This is a genomic window from Propionicimonas sp. (assembly GCF_049840635.1).
Taxonomy (GTDB): domain Bacteria; phylum Actinomycetota; class Actinomycetes; order Propionibacteriales; family Propionibacteriaceae; genus Propionicimonas.
Genome location: NZ_JASGKL010000004.1, coordinates 618750 through 643138, shown reverse-complemented (window position 1 = coordinate 643138; position 24389 = coordinate 618750). Strand labels below are relative to the sequence as shown.

Below are 24389 nucleotides of genomic sequence, written 5' to 3'. Positions count from 1 at the left end.
TCGTGCCTTTCACAGCTTCTCGAGGATTCCGGCGGCGCCCATGCCGCCTCCCACACACATCGTGACGAGCCCGTAGCGGGCATCGCGGCGCTCCAGCTCGGCGATCACCTTGGCGGTGAGGATCGCGCCGGTCGCGCCCAGCGGGTGGCCCATGGCCAGCGCGCCGCCGTTCGGGTTCACCCGTTCCGGGTCGAGGCCCAAGTCGCGCACCACGGCCAGCGCCTGGGACGCGAACGCCTCGTTCAGCTCGACCACGTCGAGCGCATCGATGCCCAGCCCGACCTGAGCGAGCACCTTCGGGACCGCCGCCACCGGGCCCATCCCCATGAAGGCGGGGTCCACGCCGGCGACGGCGAAACCGAGCAGCCGGGCGAGCGGACGGACGCCGAGGCTCGCGGCGCGCTCTGCCGACATCACGACGGCGAACCCTGCGCCGTCGCTGCGCTGGGAGCTGGTGGCCGCGGTGAGCAGGCCGTCCTCTGCGAACACGCTCTTGAGCCCGGCCAGCGACTCCAGGTTCGTGCCGGGACGGATCCCCTCGTCGACGGCGAAGGCGAACTCCTCCCCGGCGGGGGTGCGTCCGGACACGGGGACGATCTGGCCGGCGAACCGGCCCTCCTCCCGAGCAAGGGCGGCGCGGGCGTTGCTCTGCACGGCGAGCTCGTCGAGCTCGGTGCGGGTGATCCCCCACTTCCTGGCGACGTTCTCCCCCGTGATGCCCATCGGGAGGTAGGCGTCGGTGTGCTCCACCAGCCACGGATCGAGGTACTCGGGGTTGTCGCTGAGCACGGGGCTCGACATGTGCTCCACGCCGCCGGCCACGATCACGTCGGCCATGCCGGCGCGGATCCTGGCCGTCGCGTCCGCGATGGCCTGCAGTCCCGACGAGCAGAACCGGTTCACCGTGACGCCGGACACGGCGTCCGGAAGGCCGGCGCGCAGCACGATGTTGCGGGCGGGGTTGAGGCCCATCGCGGCCTCGGGGATCGCGCACCCGACGATCACGTCGTCGATCTGGGCCGGATCCAGCGCGGGCACGCGCCCGACCACGCCGCGCAGCACCTCCGCGCCGAAGTCGACGGGGTGCACCCCCGCGAGGCTGCCCTTCCCCGCCTTGGCGATGGCGGATCGGCCGTAGCCGACGATCACTGCGTCCATGTCTTTCCTCATTCGTTCGGGCCTGCGCCCAGGTAGTCGGCCAGGATCGCCTGGCTGCGCGCCAGGAAGCCGAGCAGGCTCTCCGGCGAGAGTTCGTCCTGGCCGAGCAGGGTCAGGTCGGCCAGCTGGGCCGCGGCCAGCGCCGCGACCGGTTCCGGTGCGGTCCCGATGCGACGGACCAGCGGGTTGTGCAGGTTCAGCACGAGGGTCTGCGGGACGACCGGCTCGCTCGTCTCGCGCCCGTTCAGCAGTCCGCCCATGCGGGCGAGCTCGCTCATCCTGCGCACGTCCTCCTCGCTCGACAGCACGACGGGCAGGTCCGGCACCCGCAGCCGGACCGCAGCGAACCGTGCGCCGGGCAGCCGGTCGGACGCGTGGCGCTCGAATCGGTCGACCACCCGCCCGGCGAGCTCCGCGTCCGCCGGATCGGGGTCACCGGCCAGGGTGTGCGCGATGTCGGCGTCGAGACGGGTGAACCGGACGTCCTTCGTGACCGCTTCGAGGCGCTGCAACAGCGGCTGGTCGATCACGTGGTCGAGGACGAGAGCGGGGACGCCGGCGTGCCGGAAGGCCTCGACTGCTGCGGCCTGGCCGACCGGGTCGGAGACGTAGAAGACCGTGCCCGGGTGCGTCCCTGCCACCTGGTCGAGGTACTCGGCCACCGTGCGCAGCGTGCCGTCGATGCCGGGGAACAGGATCCTGCGGGTCATCACGGACCCGAAGATCCGGTCGGTCAGCACGCCGTACTTCACGAACGGTGCGAGCTCCGGCCACAGGACCTCGTAGCGGGCCCTGTCCTCGGTGAACATCCCGTGCAGGGCGATCGCCAACTCCTGGCTGAGGCACTCGGCCACCAGCGCCGCGACGTCGTCGGTCCCCCCACCACGGACCTGTCCGCGGGAGACCACCAGCGGCAGCCGGTCGCACTCGATGACCGCGTGCTGGAGGTTCGCGAACTTCGGCACCAGCGCCCGCAGGTCTGTGCCCACGTGGACACCGCGGCTGAAGACCTCGACGCGACCGTCGATGGCGTCCGCACCGCCGTGCGTGTCGCGCAGGAACACCATGCCGCGCAGACCGAGGTCGGGGCTGCCCAACGGCACCACGCCGACCGGGTCGTCGGCCTCGCCGAAGTGCTCGCGGTAGAAGCGGTCGAGTTCGGCGGCCGTGGCGTCCGGACGGCGCCAGGCCGGGTCGAGGTCGCCGACGGCTTCCGGCTCCGCGTCGTCGACGCGCAGCTCGAGCGGAACCCGGGGGAAGGGGAACCAGCGCAGGAGCGCCTCCCTGATCCTCGCGGGGTGGGTGAGGTAGGGGCTGTCGGCGTCCAGGTGGAGCAACACGGTGGTGCCGGCCTCGGCCCGCTCGCCCGCACCGATCCGCCACTCCATCTCGCGGGTGCACGTCCAGCGCACCGGCTCCTCGCCGAGGACGGACCTGGTGTGGACCTCGACCGTGGGGGCGAGCATGAAGGCCGAGTAGAAGCCGACACCGAACTGACCGATCGGCGCGGACGCCCCCGCGTCCTGCCACTGCCGCAGGTGCTCGGCGGTGCCGGACCAGGCGACCTGGTTGAGGTAGCGGCGCACCTCGTCCGCGCTCATCCCGATGCCGTTGTCGCGGACGTCCAGCGTCCCCCGCTCGGTGTCGAGGGCGACCAGCACCCGGCCGGCGGGCGCACCGGGGTCCAGCGCCGCGCGCCGCCCGATGGCGTCGAACGCGTTGGAGACGAGCTCACGGAAGACGACGCCGGGTTCGTCGTAGAGCGCGTCGGTGAGCAGGCCGAAGGTGTTGCGATCGTCGACGGAGAGACGACCCGAGGTCTCCCTGTCCTGGTGCACGGTCACAACGATTCCTTCCGCAGGCGTGGAACGGCGTGGGCTCGTGGCGGATGGCCGCGAGCCCACGCCGGGTGGTCAGCGATCCGACGAGGCCAGGGACTCGGGAGCGGTGCTCTCGAGCTTCTGGTGCTTGTGGGTCTGCATGAAGAAGGCCACGACGACACCGACGAGGGCGACGCCGACCATGATCATCGTCGACACCACGTAGAAGCCCGTCGCGTGCAGGGCGGCCGAGCCGGCAGCGACACCGGCCAGACCACCGAAGATGCCGATGCCCTGCGCCATGCCGCCGAGCTTGCCGGTGATCTCCGCCGGGTAGTTCTTCGCGATCCAGCCGAGGGCGGAGGCGTTGATCCAGCCGAGGAAGAAGACCGTGACCAGCATGACCGTGGTCAGGATGACCTGGCTGGTCTTGACCCCGGGCACCAGGATCAGGGCTGCGCCGACAGCCATCGCGCCGAAGGCGATCATCAGGGCCGGACGAGCCTTGCCCTTGAAGACGCGCTCGACGATGATGCCGACGACCAGGCAGCCGACGATGTTGCCGATCTGGGCCAGGGAGGCGATCGAGCCGGCGCCCGCCGCACCGAGGCCGAGGCCGACGGGCGGGTCGAGGGCCAGGTAGCCGGGGGTCATGTCGTTGTAGGCCTGGTTGAACCACGAGGCGATGACCACGCAGGCGGTCGCGATCCAGGTCAGCGGGAGCAGGATGGCCCTCTTGTACAGCGCGAGGTTGGACGCGGCCGCGGCCTCGTCCACGTTCTCCAGGCCCGCGCCTTCCGGCGCGACCTTCGGGCCGACCATGCAGACGACCGTCATGACGATGCCGACCAGGGCCAGCGGCCACAGGTTGCGCAGGCCGACGGCCCAGTCACCGGCCGCAGCCATGCTGGCGGGGCCGAGGTTGAGGCCGATCATGATGCCGAGGCCCATCGCCGCCCCGAGGACGCCGTTGACCATGGCCCGCTCCTTCTTGGGGAAGCAGGTGGCCGAGACGTAGACGCCGGCGCCCATGATGGGGCCGCCGCCGATGGCCTGGACGGCGCGGGCGATGGTCATGCCCGTGAAGGTGCCGCCGATGGCCGGCATGAGGATCCAGCCGAGGCCGATCATGACCATGCCGAAGATGTACATCCACTTGAACCCGAACTTGTCGACCAGCGGCCCACCGAGGATGGCGGCGAACGCCACGAAGAGGTTCCAGGTGCCCATGGTCATCCAGGTCACCTCGCCGGCCGAGAGGCCGGTGGTCTTGATGATCTCGCCGATCAGCGGGGCGGGGGTGATCAGGGCGATGGCCTGTACGGCCACCACGACGATCAGGGTTGCCAGGATGAACCAGCGGAAGGGTTTGTACGCCCCTTCGCTCACGGCTGGCGACGTTGCACTGTGTGCCATTGTGGTTTCCTTGTCTTGTACGTTCTGCCGCGTCTGCGTGGAGCGCGGGGTTGTGAGCTACTTCTCTGCCTGAACTTCCGCTCAGGTCGTGCGGTCGGACGTGCTGTGTCGGGCGGCCGGTTGGGGCCGGCTGCCCAACACCCTCCCGGCGTCCGATGCCGTGGGCGTTGAGCCTTTGCCCTTCAGACCTCCGTCCGTGTTGTCGACGGTTCCCGGACCCTCGCGGCCCGGACCCTCCCGTCCTCGTCTGCACCCTGGTGGCGTCGCTCTCCAGCGTTCGCGGCCCCGTCGCCGCCACCACCGGGATCAGTAAACCCCGGGGTGGCTGCATGGGCTAATCCAAGAAACGCATAGAAGCTAGCCACGGCGGCGTCAGCACATCGGAGCGAGCGTCGGGGAGATCGTCAGCGGCGCGGCGGTCGCCGCCACCACGTCCTCGACGCTCAGGTCGGGGTTGATCTCGACCAGCACCAGGCCGTCCGGGGTGACCTGGATGACGCCCATCTCGGTGACGATCAGGTCGACGCAGGCCATGGCGGTCAGCGGCAGCGTGCAGGTGGGCAGGATCTTGGGCGCCCCGCGCTGGGTGTGCTCCATGGCGACGATCACCCGCTTCGCGCCGACGACCAGGTCCATCGCCCCGCCCATGCCGGGCACCATCTTCCCGGGGATGATCCAGTTGGCCAGGTTGCCGGCCGCGTCCACCTGCAACGCGCCGAGGACGGTGGCGTCCACGTGGCCGCCGCGGATCAGGGCGAACGAGGTGGCCGAGTCGATGAACGCCCCGCCGAGCCGGATGGACGCCGGACGTCCGCCCGCGTCCACCACATAGCGGGGTTCCGGGTCGCACTCCGGGCACGGGCCGGCGTCCACCATGCCGACCTCGGCCTGCAGGACGACCTTGACGTCGGCGGACAGGTACTTCGGCACGAGCGTCGGCAGGCCGATGCCGAGGTTCACGAAGTCGCCGTCCCGCAGTTCGCGGGCGACCCGGGCGGCGATGAAGTCCTTCAGCCCGGCACGGTCGAGCGTTGATGCGGTCACGGGAGCTCTCCTCCTTCAACGATGTAGTCGACGAGGACGCTCGGGGTGACGACGTCCTCGGGGGTGATGTCGCCGAGCCCGACGAGGTGGTCGGCCTCCACGATCACCAGGTCGGCGGCGGTGGCCATCACCGGGTTGAAGTTGCGGGCGTCGCCCTTGTACCAGACGTTGCCGGCAACATCGACCCGGTAGCCGTTGATCACCGCGACGTCGGCGCGCAGCGGCTCCTCCAGCAGGTAGTCGCGGCCGTTGACCGTGACCACCTGCTTGCCGTCGGCGACCGGCGTGCCCAGCCCGGTCGGTGTGAGGACGCCGCCGAGCCCGGCCCCGCCGGAGCGGATCCGCTCGACGAGCGTGCCCTGGGGGACGAGTTCGACCTCCAGCTCACCGGCGTTCATCTGCACGCCGACCTCCGGGTTCAGGCCCACGTGCGACGTGATCAGCTTCTTCAGCCGCTTCTGCTCGACCAGCTTGGCCACCCCGTAGCCGGGGACGGACGCGTCGTTGCTGATCATCGTCAGGTCCTTCACGCCGGCGTCGATGATCGCCTGGACGATGTGGTGCGCGTTGCCGCACCCCATGAACCCGCCGAACATCACGGTCATGCCGTCGCGGAGCTTGCCCGCTGCCTCCTCGACCGCGATCACCTTGGTCATCTCATGCCTCCAACAGCAGGGCGTCGCCCTGTCCGGTGCCGCCACACAGGGCGGCGGCGGCACGTCCGGTGCCGCGGCGGTGCAATTCGTGCGCGAGGTGGGCGACCAGCCGGGCGCCGGACTGGCCGATCGGGTGGCCGTAGGCGATGCCGCCGCCGTGGATGTTCACCTTGTCCTCGTCGATGCCGAGCTGCTGGACGGCGTACACGGCGACCGCGGCGAACGCCTCGTTGATCTCGACCAGGTCGAGGTCGTCGACGCCCCAGCCCTGCGTCTTCAGCGCGGCCAGGATCGCGTTGCCGGGCTGCGGCGCGAGTGCGGGCGACGGCCCGGCGACCTGGGCGTGGGCCCGCAGGGTGGCCAGGATCGTCCACCCGTTGGCTTCGGCGTTCGCCCTCGTGGTGAGCACGACCGCCGCTCCCCCGTCGTTGATGGACGACGAGTTGCCCGCGGTCAGCGTCCCGTCCGGACGGAACGCCGGACGCAGCCTCGCCAGCGTGTCGGTGGTGGTGTCGGCCCGGATGCCCTCGTCGGCGTCCACGATCACGTCGCCCTTGCGGCCCGGGATGGTGACGGGCACGATCTCGTCGGCGAACACGCCCCCGGCCCAGGCCTTCGCGGCCAGCTGGTGGGAGCGGGCCGCGAACGCGTCCTGGTCCTCACGGGTGGCCGGGTAGTCGGCGGTCCGCTTGTCGGTGTCCAGACCCATCGCCTCGTGGCTCCAGGCGTCCGAGAGACCGTCGTTGGCCATCGAGTCGATGGCGGTGACGTGGCCGAACGTCCACCCGTTGCGGGAGCCGGTCAGCAGGTGGGGCGCGCGGGTCATCGACTCCATGCCCCCGGCGACCACGACGGACGCCTCGCCGCAGCGGATCATCCGGGCGCCGTCGATGATCGCGGTCAGCCCCGACAGGCACACCTTGTTCACGGTGTTGGCCGGGACGTCCCAGCCCAGTCCGGCGGCGATTGCGGCCTGGCGGGCGGGGCACTGGCCCAGTCCGGCCTGCAGCACGTTGCCCATCACCACGTGGTCGACGACCGACGGGTCGATGCCCGCCCGCTCCAGCGCGCCGCGGATGGCGGCCGCGCCCAGGTCGACGGCGCTGACCTCGGACAGCCCGCCCTTCAGGCGTCCGTTCGGGGTGCGGGCCGCGCCGACGATGACGACATCGTCCGGCTGGTACTCGGTCATTGCTGTGCTCCTTGGTTAGCGCGGGCAGCGGCGCTCAGCAGGCTGCACAGCAGCAGCGAGGCGAGCTTCTCCTCCATCGAGGCGCTGCGGGACGTGAGGCCGACCGGCACCCGGGCGCCGACCAGGCAGCCGGCGAGGGTGTTGCGGGGATCGGCGTTCCAGATCTTGCTCATCACGTTGCCGGTGACCATCTCGGGCACCAGCAGCATGTCGACGTCGCCGGCGTACGGGTTGTCGTAGCCCTTGACCTCGGCGGCCTCGCGGCTGGTGGCGAGGTCGTAGGAGATCGGGCCGACGACGACCGCGTCCCCGAACTCACCGCGCTCGCTCATCGCGGCCAGTTCGGCGGCGTCCACCGTCTCGGGGACCTTCGGGCTGACCGTCTCGGCCGGGCACAGTGCCGCGACGACGGGACGCTCGATGCCGAGGCTGCGCAGCGCCTCGGTACAGACCTCGACGATCCGGGCCTTGTCGGCGAGGGACGGGTGCGGGATGACCGCCGAGTCGCTCATCGCGAGCAGCTTGTGGTAGCTGCCCAGCTGCATCAGCCCGAAGTGGGTGATGAAGCCGCGCTCGTTCAGCCCGGTCTCCTTGTTCAGGATCGGACGCAGCAGGTCGGCGGTCTGCATGCCGCCCTTGAGGATGAAGTCGGCCTCGCCGTCACGCACCAGCCGGACGGCGACAGCGGCCGGGTTCTCCTCCTCCGGGCAGTCGACCACCACGTGCGGCTCGACCACGTCGAGCGCGGCGATCACGTCGGCGATAGCGTCCGCCGGCCCGACCAGCACCGGGGTGAGGTAGCCCTCGCGGGCTGCCAGCATGACCGCCTCGAGTGCGTGCGCGTCCGCTGCGCCGGCGACAGCGCAGCGCTGCGGCCGCCCGGTCAGCGGACGGGCCGCGCGCAGCTCGGCGAAGGTGGCGTAGCTCACTGCCCACCCCACAGGCTGGCGATGTTGCCGACCAGCAGCTGGTCGATGTCCGCCTCGGTGAGGCCACGCTGGAGCAGCCCCGGGATGATGTAGTCGCCGATCCGGGTGATCTTCCAGTGCTCGGCGCCCGGCAGCGAGCGGAATCCGTCCCAGCTGCGGCCCAGCCAGGTCGCGATGCTGTCCTGCGACCAGAAGATCCGGTTCAGGTAGCCGCGCTCGGCGAGGGTGGTGACCGTGTCCATTCGGTCGTCGTCGGTGATGTCGTTGAACAGCCGGTTGCCGCCGGTCCGGTCGTAGCCGACGCCGACGCCGTAGGAGAGCACCTCGAGCTGGTAGTCGAGGTCCTTGGCGCCGCCGCACATGTGGCCGACGATCGTCTTCGACGGGTCCGCCCCGGCCTCGACCAGCGCCCGGGCCTGCTCGGGGCCCATCGTGCCGCCTTCTGTGTGGGTGATGATCGGGGCGCCGGTGGCCTGCTGCGCGCGGGCCGCGGCCTTGATCACCACCTGCTCGTAGTCGGAGATCTCGCCGTGGCCGGTGCCGAGCTTCATGATGCCGGCCTTGACCCCGGTGTCGCCGATGCCCTCGGTGAGTTCCTTGATGAACAGGTCGGCCATCTCCGAGACGGTGTCGGTGAACAGGCTGCGCATGTCGAAGTACGCGGCACCGCCGTGGTGCTCCCGGTAGTAGCCGGTCGCGCAGATGACGGTGAAGTCGGCCTCCTCCGCAATCCGCTTCATCACCAGCGGGTTGCGTCCGCAGTCGTTCGGCGTGGCCTCGAAGATCGTCGAGAAACCCTGCGCCTTGATCGCGCGCAGGGACGCGACGCCGGCCGCGACGATGGCGTCCTCGTCGTAGGTCCACATCGTCCGGTCGCCCTCGTGGCCGGGGTAGCCGAAGACGAGGTGCTCGTGCATCAGCGTCCGGCCGAGGGTGTCGACCTCGACCGGACCGGTGACGGTATTGACGGTGCTCATGCCGCGCTGACGAGGCCCGTGTGGGACGGGATCTCGAGGATCTGGCGGGCCTCGTCGGGGGTGGCGACGTCCTTGCCGAACTCGCGGATCACCCGGACGGCCCGCTCGACGAGCTGCAGGTTCGTGGCCTTCACCCCGCGGGTGAGGTAGACGTTGTCCTCCAGCCCGACGCGGACGTGGCCGCCGAGGGCGAGGGTGGCGTAGACGACCTTCTGGTTGTCCCTGCCGACCCCGAACGCGCCCCAGGTCGCACCCTTGGGCAGCAGGTTCTTCAGGTAGATCAGGCTCTCCACGTCCGCCGGCATCCCGCCGGGAACGCCGAGCACGAACTGGTAGTGCAGCGGGTCGGAGAGGATGCCCGCCTTCGCGTAGTGGGCGACGTTGTACATCTGGCCGGAGTCGAAGATCTCGAACTCGGGCTTGATGTCCAGCTCGGTCAGGGTGCGGCCGAGGCGCTCGAGGAACTGAGGGGAGTTCACGAACACGCCGTCCGGCATCCAGTTGAACGAGCCGGCGTCGAAGGTGCCGATCTCGGGGGTGACGTAGGGCAGGTGGGCGAGCCGCTCGTCGTCGGAGGCGCGGCTGTCACCGGCGGTGGTGAAGTTGATCACCACGTCGCAGTCGGGGTGGTTGCCCCGCAGCAGCTGCATGGTCTTCTTGAACCGCTCCTTGTCCATCGTGCCGAGGCCCTCGTCGTCGCGCATGTGGAAGTGCACGACGGACGCGCCGGCCTGCCACACGCGGTAGGCGTCCTCGGAGATCTCCTCCGGGGTCATCGGGATGGCGTCGTTGATCGACTTCGGGGTGACGGCGCCGGTGAGCGCCGCGGTCAGCACGACCTTGTTGGACAGATCCATGGTGGTTTCCTTCTTCGTTGGGATTGCTGATCAGGCCAGGAAGCTGGGGCGGGCGATGATGTCTTCGAGCGAGCTGTAGCCGGCCGGGAGCACGTCGTAGTCGTGGACGGGCTCCTCACCGCGCAGGACGCGCAGGCCGCCGGCGGCGAGGGCCTCCATCTCGTTCTCGCCGGGGATGATCGTCACCGGCGCGATCCAGGCGACGAGCTCGGACACCCACTCGGTGAACATCTGCGAGTGCGCGATGCCGCCGGTGAGGATGATCTGGTCGACCTTCCCGGCCCGGACGGTGGCGAGCTGGCCGATGCCCTTCGCGACGCCGTAGGCCATCGCGCGGTAGATCAGCTCGGCGTGCTCGTCGCCGGCGATGATCCGCAGTTCGACCTCTCGGACGTCCTGGGTGTCGAGGTGGGCGGCGATCCCCGTCTTGCCGGCCAGGTACATCCGCATCTGCGCGTGGGTCATCCCGGAGGTGTAGATGAAGTCGGTGAGCAGCCGGGTCGGGATCGCGCCGCCGCGTTGCGGGGACATCGGGCCGCCGTCGTCGTAGAGCCAGTCGACGACCCGGCCGTGGTCGTGGAAGGCCATCGTGATGCCGCCGCCGAGGTGGGCGATGACGAGGTTCAGGTCGGCGTAGTCGGCGCCGATCGACGCGGCGTACTTCCGTCCGGCCGCCTTCGGGTTCAGCAGGTGGTAGACCGGCATGTTCACGATCTCGGGGACGCCGGTGACCTTCGCGATCTCGTCGACCGAGTCGACGCAGGTCGGGTCGTAGATGATCACCGGGATGTCGGTGCCCTCGACGAGCTCGCGTCCGATCAGGCAGCTGAGCGCGGACGCGTGCTGCGCCGCCGGCGCGTACGTGAGGGTGGCGACCATCAGCTCGTTCACGGCGTACGCGCCGTCGGTGCGGACGTGGTGAATGGTGCCGGCCCGGGCGACGACGATGTCGGCCGACGCCGGGTCGAGGTCGTTGGCGGCGAGGAACTCGCGCACCTGCGCGGTGCGGTAGCCGGTCTGGTCGAGCACCTTGGGCATGGTCGCGAGGTCGGCCAGCGGCACGTCCAGGGACGCGCGGGCGAGCTCGCGGTCGTCGTCGAAGAAGGCGACCTTCGTGGAGGTCGACCCGCAGTTGATGGTGAGTATCCGGCTCATGATGTGGTGGCTCCGCACAGTTGGAGGACAGGGAGATGGCTTAGGCTTGCCTGCTGGTCGGTCGAGGAATGTTGAGCAAGGGGGCCCACGTGGACCTGCAGTCGCTGAGGTACTTCCAGTTCGTCGCGATGTACCGGAACTTCAGCAAGGCGGCCGAGCACTTCTACATCGGCCAGTCCGCCCTGAGCAGGCAGATCGCGAACCTGGAGAAGGAGCTGGGCGTCCAACTGTTCGTCCGGGACACCCGCAACGTGCACCTGACGGACGCCGGCGCGGTGCTCTACGACGAGTGCGACCTGCTGCTGCGCCACCACGAGCTCGTCTTCCGCAAGCTGGAGGCGGCCAAGTCGGGAGCGTCCGGCCAGCTCGGCATCGCGACCGTGACGAACTTCGGCGCGGCGTTCACGACGCTCGTCCAGCAGTACACCGCCGCGTACCCGAACGTGCGGACGCGGATCGACGACGTCGCGTTCCCGCAACTCAGCGACAGCATCCTGCACGGCGTCTACGACCTGGCGTTCACGCTGGACTTCGAGGTTCCCGCCAACGACGCCCTCGCCCAGATCTCGATCGGGCACGACCACTTCGTCGCCGTGATGCGCGAGGACTACCCGTTCCCCCCGGGGATGTGGTGACGATCGCCGAACTGCTCGGCCAGCGCCTGATCATGCCGCGTCACGTCGACCCCCCGGTCCTGCGGGCCCTGCAGTTGGCGGCGCGGAACAGCACAGAGCCGAGCCCGGGCATCTCCTTCGTCCCGAACACGCCGACAGCGGTGCTCCGCGTGGAACTGGGGCTCGGGATCTCGATCCAGCCGCGGTTCATCAGTGACACCGCCTTCCAGGGTGTTCCGATCCGGGTGTGTGAGCTGGCCGACCTCGACACGCAGTTCGACCTGGTGGCCATCTACAGGAAGGACAACCGGCAGCAGACGCTGCTGAACTTCCTGGCGATGATCCATCGCTGACGTCATCCGCGGCGCCGGCGGCGCCCCGGACGGGGCCGGCCGGTCAGCGGCGACCGGCCCCGTGGGGAGGGAGGCTCGAGTTGGCCTCTTCTGCGCGCCGGGCGACGGCCTCGCGGTCGACGTTCTCCGGCATGTCGATGGCGCCCTTGTAGTGGGGCTTGAGATCCAGGTACTCGTTCATGGACTGCATGTACGAGTGCTCGTGGGAGTCGGTGAACATGCCGAAGCACTCGGTGCCGAACGTCATGTCCAGGTCGTCCACGATCCGCTGCTTCCAGCCGCGGCGCATCACCTGGGTGGCCAGGCGACGCGTGTAGCGGTTCTGGGCCATCAGCAGGTCGGCGATCTCGTAGGCGCGGTCCATCAGCTTCTCCCGCGGCACGAGCTCGGAGACGAGGCCGAACTTCAGGGCCTCCTCCGCGGTCATCTTCGCGCCGCTGAGCAGGTACCACACGGCCTGCCGGTACGGCATCAGCTGGAAGAAGCAGCTGTGGATACCGTCGCCGGGGACGTTCCCGACCAGCATGTGCGGGTCGAGGATCGTGATGTCGTCGGCCGCGATGGCGAGGTCGCAGCACAGGGCCAGTTCGGTGTGGCCGCCGGAGCCGCTCAGCACGCCGAGGGTGGGCACCTCCACGTCCTGGATCTGGGCGATCAGCATGCGCCGGCCGTCGATGAACATGTGGTTGTAGCGGGTGGCGGCGGGCTCGACGCTCTCCGGGATCCACGACTTCTTCTCGAAGTCGGTGACCCACGCATCCTCGGTGCCGGTGAAGATGATCATCTCCGTGGAGCGCTCGGTCCCGAGCATCCGCCACATCTTGCCGATGGCGTCGTGCAGCTCCATCGACCAGATCAGGGGACCGCCGAGGGTGTGCATGCGCACGGTGACCACGCCGTCCTCGCGCTGGTCCATGATGAAGTGCTCTTTGAACATCTCCTTGATCTGGTCGAACGTGGGCCAGTTCACGAAGTTCGTGTTCGGCATTGCCGGTGTTCCTTCCTTGGGACGAGACGTCGTCGTCGACATCGCTGTGGTGCCTGCCGGAGCGCCGGAGCCGGACCCCGCCTGGGCGGGTCGGACGCCTGTGTCACGCACGGTGGGCGTACGGCTGACAGTCATGAAGCTAGGCAGGATCCGGAAGATGAGGAATTGCGGATCGTGCATGAATCCGGACCCGGTCCGGCCGGGGCGCTGTGGCGGGCGCCCCGGCCGGTGGGGACTACTTGATCTCGTCCTCTTCCTGGCCGCCGTTCAGGCGCGGACGGACGACCTTGCCCTTCTTCTCTGCGGCCTTGACCAGCTCGGCCTCCTCGTGCGCCCACTCCCAGAAGCTGACCTCGTGCGGGGAGTGCTCGGTGGAGGTGTTCCACATCTCGGTGGCGAAGGCGTTGCGCACCTCGTTGGAGATGTCCTCCTTCCACGGCTTGCGCAGCTGCTGGACGGTGAGGCGGCGGGTCTGCCGGGTGCCGGCGCGCATGATCAGTTCGGCGATCTCCTGGGCCCGGGCGTACGCGGCCTCGGTGTCCTCGCAGATTCTCGTTGACCATGCCCAGCTCGAGCGCCTTGCGGGCAGTGATGATCTCGCCGGTGAGCTCGGCGTACGCGAAGCGCTTGCGGCCCATCAGCTCACGCCAGGCGATCTGGATGCCGTCGCCGGGGACCATGTTGACGCGGTAGTGCATCTCGGTCGTCCAGGCGTCCTCGGTGCACAGGGTGATGTCGGAGAACAGCACCAGGTCGGTGTGGAAGGCCGCGCCGTTCCAGACACCGATCGTCGGGACCTCGACGTCGAAGACCTGGCCCTCGATGTCGTTGGTGCCGTCGTAGTACTGGTAGTCGTACAGGCGCCAGGCGTTCTCGGGTGCCGAGTCGAACTCGTGGGCGTAGCCCGTCGAGCCGTCCGGCTGGACGCGGCCGATGCCCTTGAACAGGTCCTTGCCGGAGCCGCCGAGGATGATGACCTCGTTGTCCGGGTCCCGGCCGGCCCAGTCGAAGAAGTAGTGCAGGCCCTGGTGCGCCTGGGCGTTCCAGACCAGCGAGTCGCCGTTGGTGTGCAGGCGCGCCTCGAGGATGCCGTTCTCCCTCTTCATGGTGAGGAAGTGCTTGCACTTCTCCTGGTACTCCTCGAACGGCATGTGCGGGATGGTGCCGAGTTCGGAATGCGGGATCTCCTTGCGCTTTCCGGCGTCGGACTCGTAATTGCCCCGGATCATCTGTCGTGTCTTCCTTCCTTGGATCGGTGCGAGCAGCGCAGACGGCTGCTGTTCGCCACCACTGACGATCCGAGTAAGCCAGCCCCGCGCTGCGTCAGCCAATCCCGATTGCGCATAGATCCTGTGCCCCCTCGACGGGCCGGTGGATCCCCGCCGGAACGCCTCCGGGAGAGCCAGGACTCATGCGAGAAACGACGTAGCTGATCCGCGGTGGGGGTGCCAGTGTTGCCGCCAACCTGCCGCACCGCCGCGTCCCCGCGCGGCCGCACGACTCGAAGGAGAGACGTGAACGCACCGAACTATCCCGGCTACCGCTGGTTCGTCCTGGCATCGCTCGTCGTGATCACGACAGCGGGAGCCATGTCGATGATCGGCCCCGCTCCGCTCGTCGGCGAGGTGTCGAAGGACCTGGGCGTCAGCCTGGGCGCCGCCACGGCGATGACGATGATGGTCGTCATGCTCACCACGAGCATCTTCGCCTTCCTCAGCGGTTTCGTGATCGACCGCGTCGGCTTCGCCGCGGTCTGGATCGCCGGCTGCGCGATGCAGGTGGTCGCGGCGCTCGCGATCGGCCCGCTGAGCTCGACCGCGGCCGGCCTGGTCGTGGGACGCATCCTGATGGGCATGGGCATGGGCCCGATCAACGCGGTGATCGCGACCGTCTGCGCACAGTGGTTCAAGCCGGCAGAGCGCGGCTACGTCGCGTCCGCGCAGGGCGTGTCGATGTGGCTGGGCATCTCGTTCGGACTGCTCTGGACCCCGCACTGGTTCGCGACGTTCGGCAGCTGGCACAGCGCGCTGATGATGTCCGCGATCCCGCCGGCGATCGGCCTCGTCCTCGCTGTGGTGATCATGTTCGGGCCGAAGCCTCCGGTGCGCACCACCCTCGCCACCGGGGTGGACCGCGCCGCCCACGCCGCGGACATGAAGCGGTCGCTGGCGACCACGGCCATCTGGGTGCTGTTCGTGATGGCGTTCTTCGAGGCGTGGTTCCAGCAGGCGTACAACGACATGGCACCGGGCTTCTACGCCGTCGCGGCGCCGGTGGGCCTCGGCCTCGGTCCCGTCGGTGCGGGCCAGGCGCTGACCTGGGCGGGCTACGCGTCGATCGTCGGCACGCTGATCGCGCCGTTCATCGTCGACCGGGTGTTCAAGGGCAACCCGAAGGTGCCGCTGGGGATCGCCTGCGTCCTGTCCGCCGCGTTCACGATGGGCATGCACGTGATCACCAAGGACAGCGGGCTCGCCCTCGTGCTGCTGCCGTGCGCGATGCTCCTGTTCAGCTCGATCGTCAACCCGACGATCTACGGCTACATCGCCAACCACTACCCCAGCGCGGTGTCCGGACGCCTCGGCGGCACCACGACCAGCCTGGCCGGGTTCGGCTCGTTCGTCGGCCTCGCGGTCGGGTCGTCCGCCCTGGCCGTGACGGGCTCGTACACGATCTCGATGAACGTGCTGGCCGCCGTGATCCTGATCGCGGGGCTCGCCGCGCTGGCGATCCGCGAGCCCGGGCTCCGCAAGCCGGCGTCCCCGGCGCGGACGGCGGAGGTTGACGAGCCGGTGGCCTCGTAGGCGGGAATCCCACCGGGCTGCGGTGGGCGCAGAGGGACTCGAACCCCCGGCCTGTTCCTTGTAAGGGAACTGCTCTAACCAACTGAGCTATGCGCCCGCAGGCAGACATCCTAGGGGCAAGACCGGGATCGGCCCGGCTCGTCGGTACGCTGGGGAAACGCCCCGCACTGATGGAGTCGCCCATGGTTGGTTTTCCGGAGATCGGAGACCTGATCGGTGCATACCGGGTCGACGCCGAGGTCGGACGCGGCGGCATGGGGATCGTCTACCGCGCCACGCAGGTGGGGCTCGACCGTCCCGTCGCCCTGAAGATCCTGGATCCGCGCCTCGCCACCGAGCCGGACTTCGTCGCACGGTTCTCCCGGGAGGCCTCGATCCTGGCCAGTCTCGACTCGCCCCACATCGTGCAGATCTTCGACCACGGGAATGTGGACGGCTGCCTCTACCTCGCCATGCAGTACGTGGCGGGCGGCGACCTCAGCGGGCTGATCGGACGCACCGGCGCACTGCCGCCGCAGACGGCGTTGAAGATCTTCGGCCAGGTCCTCGAGGCGCTGCAGGACGCCCACTCCCGCGGCATCGTCCATCGCGACGTCAAGCCCAGCAACGTCCTGCTCCGCCCCGGCGAGGCGGAGCCGTTCGCCTACCTGTGCGACTTCGGGATCGCCCAGGCGAACGACTCCCACCACACCCGCACGGGGATGGTGGCGGGCAGCTGGGCCTTCCTGAGCCCCGAACGCCAGTCCGGCCGGCCCGCCACACCCGCCAGCGACCTGTACTCGGCCGCGTGCGTGCTGTGGGCGATGCTGACCAGCCGAAACGTGTACTCGGGGACGGACGTCCAGGTGGCGATGGCACACCTGAACGCGCCCGTGGCCCAGCTCCCCGGGTCCGACCCCCTCGTGGTCGCCCTCAACCGGCTGTTCTGGTCCTGCCTCGCGAAGGACCCGGCCGAGCGCCCCGAGACCGCGGCAGAGGCCCTCCGCCTGGCGGCGACACCCCTCGCCCTCGCCGACGGGGTGGGCCCGCTGGACATCTCCCGCCCCGACTCGGGCATCTTCCGCCCCCACGCCGCAGCGCCACCGCAGACCCTCACCCCGTCCGAGCCCGCCGCTGCCCCGCCACCTCCGCAGCGCCGTCGCCGAGGCGCGTGGCTGATCGGCGTCGGGGCACTCGTCGTCGCGGCGCTGGTCCTCGCGACGACCCTCTCCCTCGGTGCCGGCAGGTCGGCACCGACGGCGACCCCGACCCCTGGCTCCTCCCCTTCCGCCGCCGTGGTCTGCTGGAACGCGGTGCCGGTGGACGACCAGGAGCAGTGCGGGCCGCCCCACGGCACCGAGGGCCTGCGTTGGGTGTACCTGTCGCTGGTCGACCAGTGGGACTCCTGCGTCAACAAGGCCTATCGCTCCACGACCGTCGACTATGACTGCTCACTTCCCGGGGGCGTGCTGAGGTACCGCTACTGGGAGGACTCCGACGAGGCGCAGCGGCACTACACGGGCAAGTACGAGGACGCGGACGCCACCCCGCTGGTGCTGGACGGGCACACCGTCGGCACCATCTACCGCAGTGACAAGCGGTCCAGCGGCGTCTACACGCTCAGCGCACTGTGGCTGGACGGCCACTTCAGCTTCTCCGCCGAGGCGTCCACCATCGCCGGCCGGGACGCGCTGCTCGACCTGGTCCGGCTCCGTGCCTGGGACCAGCTCACCGGCAGCGCCGCGGGTGCCGCGCCGGCGGAGGGCCAGCTCGGCTAGGCGACCACGAGGCGTCGACGGAGCTCCTTCACCGTGGCCGCCGAGAGGCCCACGCCCTCGGTCAGGTAGGTGTCGATGTCGCCGTAGCGAGCCGCGACCTCGTCCAGACCGGCCCCCAGGTACCCGCTCTCCACGCGCAGGAGGGCCCGCTCGATCCGGGCCGCGGTCAGCCCCCTGGTCCGCCTCGTCCGCGCGAAGGTGCTGCTGAGCAGCCCGGCGCGGTACTCGTTCGACTTCAGGTACTCGGCGAGCACCTGCTCGTCGTCGGCACCGGCGATGTACTGGAGCATTGCGGAGATCCACCCGGTCCGGTCCTTGCCCTCCGTGCAGTGCACGACGACCGGGCCGTCGGCGGACGCGATCAGCTCCAGGGCCTCCCCGATCTTCGCCCGCTGGGCGGGATCGGCAACGAAGTCGACATTGAGCCGGCGCATGTGCGCCCGCGCCGCAGCGACCGTGCGGTAGGTCACCGTCGGGGAGCGGGTCACCGCGTAGATGTTCACCATCCTGTGGTCGGCGCCCTTGATCGCCGGATCCGGTGACCGGGACGCGACGTACGGCGTGCGGAGGTCGATCACCAGCTCGATCCCCGCGTTCGACAACCGGCGCAGGTCGGCCGTCGATGCGGTGGAGAGCTTCGCCGAGCGGTAGACCACGCCGGTCGCCAGGTGGCCACCGTCGGGCAGGGCGAGACCGTCGCCGGCGACGTCGCGGAAGTTCGAGACCGAGCCGACAGCGAGCGTGGGAACCACCGACGCGGTCGACGTGGGCGTGGCGGTGGCCGTCGCGGTGGCCGTTGCGGCGGGCGTCGTCGCACCCGTTGCCGGCGTCTCCACCCCGGGGGTGGCGGACGTCGAGGCCGGAGTCGTCGGCTCCGTCGTGCACCCCGAGGCCAGCACTCCCGCGACGAGTGCGGACAGCACACGCCCCGCGCGCCGCCGGGGCGGCAGCCCTGTGTTAACGGCGTCCGCCCTTCGGCCGGACCAGCTTGTGGGCCTCCCACGTCCTCGACACCGACGCCGTGTTGGCCATGGCCAGGCCGGCGGTGAGCGCGGCCTCCGACAGGTCGGCGGGGTCGACGTGCCCCTCCCTGCCGATCCGCGGCGTGAAGAGCCAGACGTGGCCACGGTCGGTGAGGTCGGTGAGCGCGTCGACGAGCCCGTCACCGAGGTCACCGTCCTCGTCACGCCACCACAGCAGGACCACGTCCACCGCCTCGATGGCCTCGTAGACGAAATCCTCGCCGAGGACGTCCAGCACCGCCGAGCGCAGGCCCTCGTCGACGTCGGAGTCCCATCCGAGTTCCTGGACGGCCAGTCCCTGCGTGATGCCGAGCGCGGCGACAGCCGACGGTACGGGCGCTGGCCCGGGCGCGGTGCTCACGCGCTCCTCCCCACTCTCACAACGGTCGCCGGTAAGGCTTTCAGACTGCCAGAAAGCCTACCGTCGTGAAAAGGCGTCGGCTCAGGCGTCCCCTCCGACCGCACCGGACGCACCGGCCGTGACGTCGAGGAGCCGGTACTGCTCTGCCGCCTTCGCCGGCCAGGACGGATCGACCTCTCCGGCCGCGGCGAGCTGCTGCAGGGTCCGCACCACGATCGACGGGCCGTCGATGTGGAAGAACCGGCGCGCCGCCGCCCTCGTGTCGGAGAAGCCGAAGCCGTCCGCGCCCAGCGAGGTGAAGGGCTGCGGCACCCAGTTGATGATCTGGTCCTGCACCTGGCGCATGTAGTCGCTGACCGCGATCACCGGCCCGGGGCGCCCCTGCAGCTTCTGCGTCACCCACGGCACCGGGTTGTCCTCGCCGGGGTGCAGGAACGCGTGCTCGTCGCAGCGCAGGCCGTCGCGGCGCAACTCGGTCCAGCTGGTCACGCTCCACACGTCGGCGACGACACCGAAGTCGCGCTTGAGCAGCTCCTGCGCCTCCAGCGCCCACGGCACGCCCACGCCGGACGCGAGCAACTGCGCGCGCCGCGCGTCCTCCCCGACGCCGTCGAAGCTGCCCTCCTTGAGCAGGTACAGGCCCTTCACGATGCCCTCGGCGTCCACGTTCTCGGGCTCGGCCGGCTGCGGCATCGGCTCGTTGTAGACGGTGAGGTAGTAGAACACGTCCTCCGGCTTCTCCCCGTACATCCGGCGCAGGCCGTCCTCCACGATGTGGGCGATCTCGTAGCCGTACGCCGGGTCGTAGGAGATCACGGCCGGGTTCGTCGCTGCGATCATCGGGCTGTGGCCGTCCATGTGCTGGGTGCCCTCGCCGGTCAGCGTGGTGCGTCCGGCGGTCGCCCCGATCAGGAAGCCACGGGCGAGCTGGTCGCCGGCCGCCCAGAACGCGTCCGCCGTCCGCTGGAACCCGAACATCGAGTAGAACACGTAGATCGGCACCATCGGGACGCCGTGCGTGGAGTACGCCGAGCCGACCGCCTGGAACGCGGCGGCGGAGCCGGCCTCGTTGATGCCGGTGTGGATGATCTGTCCCTGCACCGACTCCCGGTAGGCGAGCATCAACTCGTGGTCGACCGGCGTGTAGTTCTGCCCGTGCGGGGAGTAGATCTTGATCGTCGGGAAGAACGAGTCCATCCCGAACGTGCGGGCCTCGTCCGGGATGATCGGGACGACGTGCGGGGCGAACTCCTTGTCCCGCATCAGGTCCTTGAGCAGCCGGACGAAGGCCATCGTGGTGGCCACCGGCTGCGCGCCGGAACCCTTCTTCACCCCGCTGTACGCGCCGGCGGCCGGCAGCGGCAGCTTCGCAGGCTTGTCGCGCCGCTCCGGGACGAACCCGCCGAGCGCCCTGCGGCGCTCCAGCATGTACTGGATCCGCTCGTCGTCGGGGCCGGGGTTCATGTACGGCGGCTGGTAGGGGTTCTCCTCCAGCACCGCGTCGGTGATCGGCATGTCGAGCCGGTCGCGGAACTGCTTGAGGTCGTCCAGCGCCAGTTTCTTCATCTGGTGCGTGGCGTTGCGGCCGGCGAAATGGCTGCCGAGGAAGTAGCCCTTGATGGTGTGGGCGAGGATCACGGTCGGCGCACCGTGGAACTCGGTGGCCGCCTGGTAGGCCGCGTAGACCTTGTGGAAGTCGTGGCCGCCACGGGTCAGCTTCCAGATCCGGTCGTCCGACCAGTCCTCCACCATCTTCGCCGTCCGCGGGTCGCGGCCGAAGAAGTTCTGCCGGACGTAGGCACCGTCGTTCGCCTTGAAGGTCTGGTAGTCGCCGTCGGTGGTGGAGTTCATCACGTTCAGCAGTGCGCCGTCCCTGTCGGCGGCGAGCAGCGGGTCCCAGCCCCGTCCCCAGACGACCTTGATCACGTTCCAGCCGGCGCCGCGGAAGAAGCTCTCCAGCTCCTGCATGATCTTGCCGTTGCCGCGGACCGGTCCGTCCAGGCGCTGCAGGTTGCAGTTCACGACGAAGGTGAGGTTGTCCAGGCCCTCGTAGGCGGCCAGCTGGAGGGCGCCGCGGCTCTCGACCTCGTCCATCTCGCCATCGCCGAGGAACGCCCACACGCGCTGGTCCGAGGTGTCCTTCAGGCCGCGGTTACCCAGGTACTTGTTGAACTGGGCCTGGTAGATGGCCGCGATCGGGCCCAGACCCATCGACACGGTCGGGAACTGCCAGAAGTCCGGCATCTGCCGCGGGTGCGGGTAGGACGGGAGCGCACGGATCCGCCCGTCGACGATGTGGCTCTTCTCCTGGCGGAAGCCGTTCAGGTCGTTCTCGTCCAGCCGGCCCTCGAGGAACGCGCGGGCGTACATCCCGGGGCTGGCGTGGCCCTGGAAGAACACCTGGTCGCCGCCGCCGGGGTGGTCCTGGCCGCGGAAGAAGTGGTTGAAGCCCACCTCGTACAGCGTCGCCGACGACGCGTACGACGAGATGTGGCCGCCGACGCCGACGCCCGGACGCTGCGCGCGGTGCACCATGATCGCCGCGTTCCAGCGCAGCAGTCGGCGGAACTTCCGCTCGAGGTCGACGTCACCGGGGTACCACGGCTCCTGCTCCGGCGGGATCGTGTTGACGTAGTCGGTCGCGGTCAGCGACGGCAGGCCGAGGCGTTGGTCACGGGCGCGCTCCAGCAGCCGGAGCATGATGTAGCGGGCGCGGTTGCGCCCGTCCTCGTCGATCATCATGTCGAGGGATTCCAGCCATTCGGCGGTCTCCTCGGAGTCGATGTCGGGCAGATTGGTCGGCAACCCGTTCAGGATCGGACCGACGGAATCTCGAGATGCCACTGGGAGCCTTTCGGACGATTTACTACACACGATCGTTGCGCAAGGCTGACCTTACCCGGACCGTCGAGTGGTCGCGCAGCCGGTGTTCAGCAAATCAGCCCCGGCTCCGCGTCCACGCCAGCAGGTCGGCCAGCGGCCAGGTGTTGACGATCCGCTCCGCGGGGATCCCGGCCGCCACGGCCCGCGCCGCACCGTAGGCGGGGAACTCCAGCTGGCCCGGGGCGTGCGCGTCGGAGTCGATGGCGAACAGGCACCCGGTCTCCCGCGCCAAGGCGAGCAGGTCGTCCGGCGGGTCGGCGCGCTCGGGGCGGGAGTTGATCTCGACCGCCACGTCGAACTGCCGGCACGCCTCGAACACGACCTCCGCGTCGAAGGTGCTCTGCGGGCGCGTCCCCCGTCCTCCGGTGACCAGGCGCCCCGTGCAGTGGCCCAGCACGTCGGTGCGCGGGTCCGCGATCGCCGCGACCATGCGGTGGGTCATCGGCTCTGCGGCCATCCGCAGCTCGGAGTGGACGCTGGCCACGACGACGTCCAGCTCGTCGAGCAGCTCGCCGTCCTGGTCGAGTCCTCCGGTCGGCAGGATGTCCACCTCGATGCCGGTGAGCAGGCGTGGACCGTCCTCCCGGTTCAGGACGGCGAGGTCGGCGAGCTGGGCACGCAGCCGCTCCGCGCTGAGCCCGTTGGCGACGGTCAGCCGCGGCGAGTGGTCGGTGATGGCGAGGTACTCGTAGCCGAGCGCCGCGGCCACGGCCCGGGACTGCTCCGGCGGAACGCTGCCGTCGGAGGCGTCGGTGTGGGTGTGCAGGTCACCGCGCAGCTGCGCGAGCAGCCCCTCCCCGCCCACCGCGAGCGGACGGGCCTCCGTGCGGAGCTTCGCCAGCCGGTCGGGGACGCGTCCGGCCGCGGCCTGGGCGAGGACGGTGGCGGTTGTCTCCCCCACCCCCGGCAACTCACGCCAGGCCGCGGTTCCGGCGATCCGCGCGTGCTCGGCGTCCGAGAGGCCCGCGACCACGTCGGCCGCCGCGCGGAAGGCGCGGACGCGGTAGGGGTCGGTGAGCGTGCGTTCCATCAGGTAGGCGATCTCCCTGAGCGCGGCGACGCCGTCCGGTGCTGGCACCGCACCAGCGTCGCACGGTGTCTAGGATTCCGGCCATGGGCGATGCGGACGAGGTGGCCGGCTGGCCACCGCCGGAGGTTCGCGAGGTGATCTCCCACCGGCTCGCCGCCGCGGCGGCGGAGATGACGACGGCAGCGTTGTCCCGGATCGCGGAGCAGCACCCGTGGTTCGCCGACCTCGACGCCGAACACCGCTCCTCGATCACGCTGGTGGCCAGGGCCGGCATCGACGGCTTCCTCGAGTGGTACGCGGCCGGCGGACGGACCGCCGCACCCGCGGCCATCTTCGACGCGGCTCCCCGTGCACTCGCCCGGCGGATCACCCTCGACCAGACCGTGGACCTCGTCCGCACGACGATCGACACGGTGGAGGACCGGATCGGCGAACTCCCCGAGGACGAGCAGACCCCGCTGCGGACCGGCATCCTCCGCTACTCACGCGAGGTCGCCTTCGCCGCCGCCCGCGTGTACGCGCGGGCCGCGGAGGTCCGCGGCGCCTGGGACGCGCGGCTGGAGGCCCTCGTCGTGGACGCCGTGATCCGCGGCGAGGCGGACGAGTCGGTGGTGTCCCGCGCCTCCACCCTCGGCTGGGCCTCGCCGCCCGCGATCGCCGTGGTGATCGGGTCCGCCCCCGCCGAACCCGGCCGCGCCGTGGAGCTGATCCGGCTGATCGCCGCCCGGCACTCCCTCGACCTGCTGGCCGCGCCGCAGGGCGACCGGCTGGTGCTGCTGATCGGCGGGCAGCTCGGCTCGACCGACGAGCTGATGGGCCAGGTGCGGGACTTCGCCGTCCAGTTCGGCCGCGGGCCGGTCGTGGTCGGCCCGATCGTGGCCGACCTCGCCGAGGCGGTCCGCAGCGCGAGGGCCGCCCTTTCCGGGCTGCGCTCGGCCCGAGCCTGGCCGGACGCGCCGCGTCCGGTCGCCGCGGAGGACCTGCTGCCCGAGCGCGCGCTCTCCGGCGACGGCCACGCCCGCCGCACTCTGGCCGACAACCTGTACCGGCCGATCGTGGCGGCCGGCCGCGACCTCGCCGACACGCTGGCGTCCTTCTTCGACTCCGGCGGCTCGATCGAGGCGACGGCGAGGGCCCAGTACGTGCACCCGAACACCGTCCGCTACCGCCTGCGCCGGATCCACGAGCTCACCGGGTACTCCCCGCTCGACCCCAGGGACGGCTACGCGCTGCGCCTCGCGCTCACGCTGGGGCGGCTGCTCGGCTGACGCCCGGAACACCGATCCCGACAACTCGCCCGCACGCTTCCGGGGGCTGCGGACAGCGATCGTTGTAGGGTTTCCACAAAGTCGGCCGCCAGAAATTCGTCGCGT

Annotated in this window: 21 protein-coding genes and 1 tRNA gene; 5 read left to right on the top strand and 17 right to left on the bottom strand. The window is 70.1% G+C overall.

Annotated elements, in window-relative coordinates:
• Window positions 1-9: 9 nt before the first annotated feature.
• The 10 genes from QM779_RS03240 to buk form a co-directional block, all read right to left on the bottom strand.
• Window positions 10-1158 (bottom strand): thiolase family protein, encoded by a 1149-nt coding sequence (locus tag QM779_RS03240; RefSeq protein ID WP_428531522.1) that lies wholly within the window; start codon window positions 1156-1158, stop codon window positions 10-12.
• 8 nt (window positions 1159-1166) lie between these two features.
• Window positions 1167-3002 carry an ATP-binding protein gene (locus QM779_RS03235; RefSeq protein ID WP_428531519.1) on the bottom strand — a complete coding sequence of 612 codons (1836 nt, stop codon included), beginning with the start codon at window positions 3000-3002 and terminating at the stop codon, window positions 1167-1169.
• 69 nt (window positions 3003-3071) lie between these two features.
• The gene (locus QM779_RS03230; protein ID WP_428531516.1) at window positions 3072-4367 is read right to left on the bottom strand and encodes an MFS transporter; all 1296 of its coding nucleotides are present in this window, start codon (window positions 4365-4367) and stop codon (window positions 3072-3074) included.
• Window positions 4368-4766: 399 nt separating this feature from the next.
• Complete coding sequence (locus tag QM779_RS03225) at window positions 4767-5438, bottom strand: 3-oxoacid CoA-transferase subunit B (protein ID WP_428531513.1); 672 nt, start codon at window positions 5436-5438, stop codon at window positions 4767-4769.
• Window positions 5435-6094: a CoA transferase subunit A gene (locus QM779_RS03220; protein WP_428531510.1), complete on the bottom strand. Its 660-nt coding sequence runs from the start codon at window positions 6092-6094 to the stop codon at window positions 5435-5437. The genes QM779_RS03225 and QM779_RS03220 overlap by 4 nt, the downstream gene beginning before the upstream one ends.
• Window position 6095: 1 nt before the next feature.
• Window positions 6096-7286 carry an acetyl-CoA C-acetyltransferase gene (locus QM779_RS03215; protein WP_428531507.1) on the bottom strand — a complete coding sequence of 397 codons (1191 nt, stop codon included), beginning with the start codon at window positions 7284-7286 and terminating at the stop codon, window positions 6096-6098.
• The gene (locus QM779_RS03210) at window positions 7283-8215 is read right to left on the bottom strand and encodes a phosphate acyltransferase (protein WP_428531504.1); all 933 of its coding nucleotides are present in this window, start codon (window positions 8213-8215) and stop codon (window positions 7283-7285) included. The genes QM779_RS03215 and QM779_RS03210 overlap by 4 nt, the downstream gene beginning before the upstream one ends.
• Window positions 8212-9192 (bottom strand): phosphotriesterase family protein, encoded by a 981-nt coding sequence (locus QM779_RS03205; RefSeq protein WP_428531501.1) that lies wholly within the window; start codon window positions 9190-9192, stop codon window positions 8212-8214. Before QM779_RS03205 ends, QM779_RS03210 begins: the two co-directional genes overlap by 4 nt.
• A complete protein-coding gene (locus QM779_RS03200) occupies window positions 9189-10049 on the bottom strand; it encodes a 3-keto-5-aminohexanoate cleavage protein (RefSeq protein WP_428531498.1) in 861 nt (286 codons plus the stop codon). The genes QM779_RS03205 and QM779_RS03200 overlap by 4 nt, the downstream gene beginning before the upstream one ends.
• A 30-nt stretch (window positions 10050-10079) precedes the next feature.
• Window positions 10080-11204 (bottom strand): butyrate kinase, encoded by a 1125-nt coding sequence (buk, locus tag QM779_RS03195; RefSeq protein WP_428531495.1) that lies wholly within the window; start codon window positions 11202-11204, stop codon window positions 10080-10082.
• Window positions 11205-11293: 89 nt separating this feature from the next.
• Here buk and QM779_RS03190 point away from each other — a divergent pair, with 89 nt between their 5' ends.
• Together QM779_RS03190 and QM779_RS03185 are read left to right on the top strand one after the other, a co-directional pair.
• Complete coding sequence (locus QM779_RS03190) at window positions 11294-11839, top strand: LysR family transcriptional regulator (RefSeq protein WP_428531492.1); 546 nt, start codon at window positions 11294-11296, stop codon at window positions 11837-11839.
• Window positions 11836-12171, top strand: a complete 336-nt coding sequence (locus QM779_RS03185) for a LysR substrate-binding domain-containing protein (protein WP_428531489.1) — start codon at window positions 11836-11838, stop codon at window positions 12169-12171. The genes QM779_RS03190 and QM779_RS03185 overlap by 4 nt, the downstream gene beginning before the upstream one ends.
• 43 nt (window positions 12172-12214) lie before the next feature.
• On the opposite strand, the gene QM779_RS03180 is transcribed toward QM779_RS03185, so the two are convergent.
• Together QM779_RS03180 and QM779_RS03175 are read right to left on the bottom strand one after the other, a co-directional pair.
• Entirely contained in the window at window positions 12215-13159 is a 945-nt protein-coding gene (locus QM779_RS03180; protein WP_428531486.1) for an enoyl-CoA hydratase/isomerase family protein, read from the bottom strand.
• A gap of 131 nt (window positions 13160-13290) precedes the next feature.
• Window positions 13291-14490: an enoyl-CoA hydratase/isomerase family protein gene (locus tag QM779_RS03175; protein WP_428531483.1), complete on the bottom strand. Its 1200-nt coding sequence runs from the start codon at window positions 14488-14490 to the stop codon at window positions 13291-13293.
• A 183-nt stretch (window positions 14491-14673) separates the two neighbouring features.
• Between QM779_RS03175 and QM779_RS03170 the strand changes: the two genes are divergently transcribed.
• Complete coding sequence (locus tag QM779_RS03170; protein ID WP_428531480.1) at window positions 14674-15963, top strand: MFS transporter; 1290 nt, start codon at window positions 14674-14676, stop codon at window positions 15961-15963.
• A 23-nt stretch (window positions 15964-15986) separates the two neighbouring features.
• Here QM779_RS03170 and QM779_RS03165 read toward each other — a convergent pair.
• Window positions 15987-16060, bottom strand: a tRNA-Val gene (locus tag QM779_RS03165).
• Window positions 16061-16145: 85 nt separating this feature from the next.
• Here QM779_RS03165 and QM779_RS03160 point away from each other — a divergent pair.
• Complete coding sequence (locus QM779_RS03160) at window positions 16146-17720, top strand: serine/threonine-protein kinase (RefSeq protein WP_428531477.1); 1575 nt, start codon at window positions 16146-16148, stop codon at window positions 17718-17720.
• On the opposite strand, the gene QM779_RS03155 is transcribed toward QM779_RS03160, so the two are convergent.
• The 4 genes from QM779_RS03155 to QM779_RS03140 form a co-directional block, all read right to left on the bottom strand.
• Window positions 17717-18643: a tyrosine-protein phosphatase gene (locus QM779_RS03155; RefSeq protein WP_428531474.1), complete on the bottom strand. Its 927-nt coding sequence runs from the start codon at window positions 18641-18643 to the stop codon at window positions 17717-17719. The genes QM779_RS03160 and QM779_RS03155 overlap by 4 nt on opposite strands.
• 34 nt (window positions 18644-18677) lie before the next feature.
• Complete coding sequence (locus QM779_RS03150; RefSeq protein WP_428531471.1) at window positions 18678-19103, bottom strand: DUF3052 domain-containing protein; 426 nt, start codon at window positions 19101-19103, stop codon at window positions 18678-18680.
• A gap of 81 nt (window positions 19104-19184) precedes the next feature.
• Window positions 19185-21977 carry a pyruvate dehydrogenase (acetyl-transferring), homodimeric type gene (gene aceE / locus QM779_RS03145; RefSeq protein ID WP_428531468.1) on the bottom strand — a complete coding sequence of 931 codons (2793 nt, stop codon included), beginning with the start codon at window positions 21975-21977 and terminating at the stop codon, window positions 19185-19187.
• A 64-nt stretch (window positions 21978-22041) separates the two neighbouring features.
• The gene (locus QM779_RS03140) at window positions 22042-23064 is read right to left on the bottom strand and encodes a PHP domain-containing protein (protein WP_428531465.1); all 1023 of its coding nucleotides are present in this window, start codon (window positions 23062-23064) and stop codon (window positions 22042-22044) included.
• A 35-nt stretch (window positions 23065-23099) separates the two neighbouring features.
• On the opposite strand from QM779_RS03140, the gene QM779_RS03135 reads away from it, so the two are divergent.
• Window positions 23100-24284, top strand: a complete 1185-nt coding sequence (locus QM779_RS03135; protein ID WP_428531462.1) for a PucR family transcriptional regulator — start codon at window positions 23100-23102, stop codon at window positions 24282-24284.
• The last annotated feature ends 105 nt before the right edge of the window (window positions 24285-24389 follow it).

Bases quoted from the DNA above. Each gene is read 5' to 3' on its own strand.
- QM779_RS03240 (WP_428531522.1), bottom strand. From the start codon at position 1,158: ATGGACGCAGTGATCGTCGGCTACGGCCGATCCGCCATCGCCAAGGCG.
- QM779_RS03220 (WP_428531510.1), bottom strand. From the start codon at position 6,094: ATGACCAAGGTGATCGCGGTCGAGGAGGCAGCGGGCAAGCTCCGCGAC.
- QM779_RS03215 (WP_428531507.1), bottom strand. From the start codon at position 7,286: ATGACCGAGTACCAGCCGGACGATGTCGTCATCGTCGGCGCGGCCCGC.
- QM779_RS03205 (WP_428531501.1), bottom strand. From the start codon at position 9,192: ATGAGCACCGTCAATACCGTCACCGGTCCGGTCGAGGTCGACACCCTC.
- QM779_RS03200 (WP_428531498.1), bottom strand. From the start codon at position 10,049: ATGGATCTGTCCAACAAGGTCGTGCTGACCGCGGCGCTCACCGGCGCC.
- buk (WP_428531495.1), bottom strand. From the start codon at position 11,204: ATGAGCCGGATACTCACCATCAACTGCGGGTCGACCTCCACGAAGGTC.
- QM779_RS03180 (WP_428531486.1), bottom strand. From the start codon at position 13,159: ATGCCGAACACGAACTTCGTGAACTGGCCCACGTTCGACCAGATCAAG.
- QM779_RS03160 (WP_428531477.1), top strand. From the start codon at position 16,146: ATGGTTGGTTTTCCGGAGATCGGAGACCTGATCGGTGCATACCGGGTC.
- QM779_RS03135 (WP_428531462.1), top strand. From the start codon at position 23,100: ATGGGCGATGCGGACGAGGTGGCCGGCTGGCCACCGCCGGAGGTTCGC.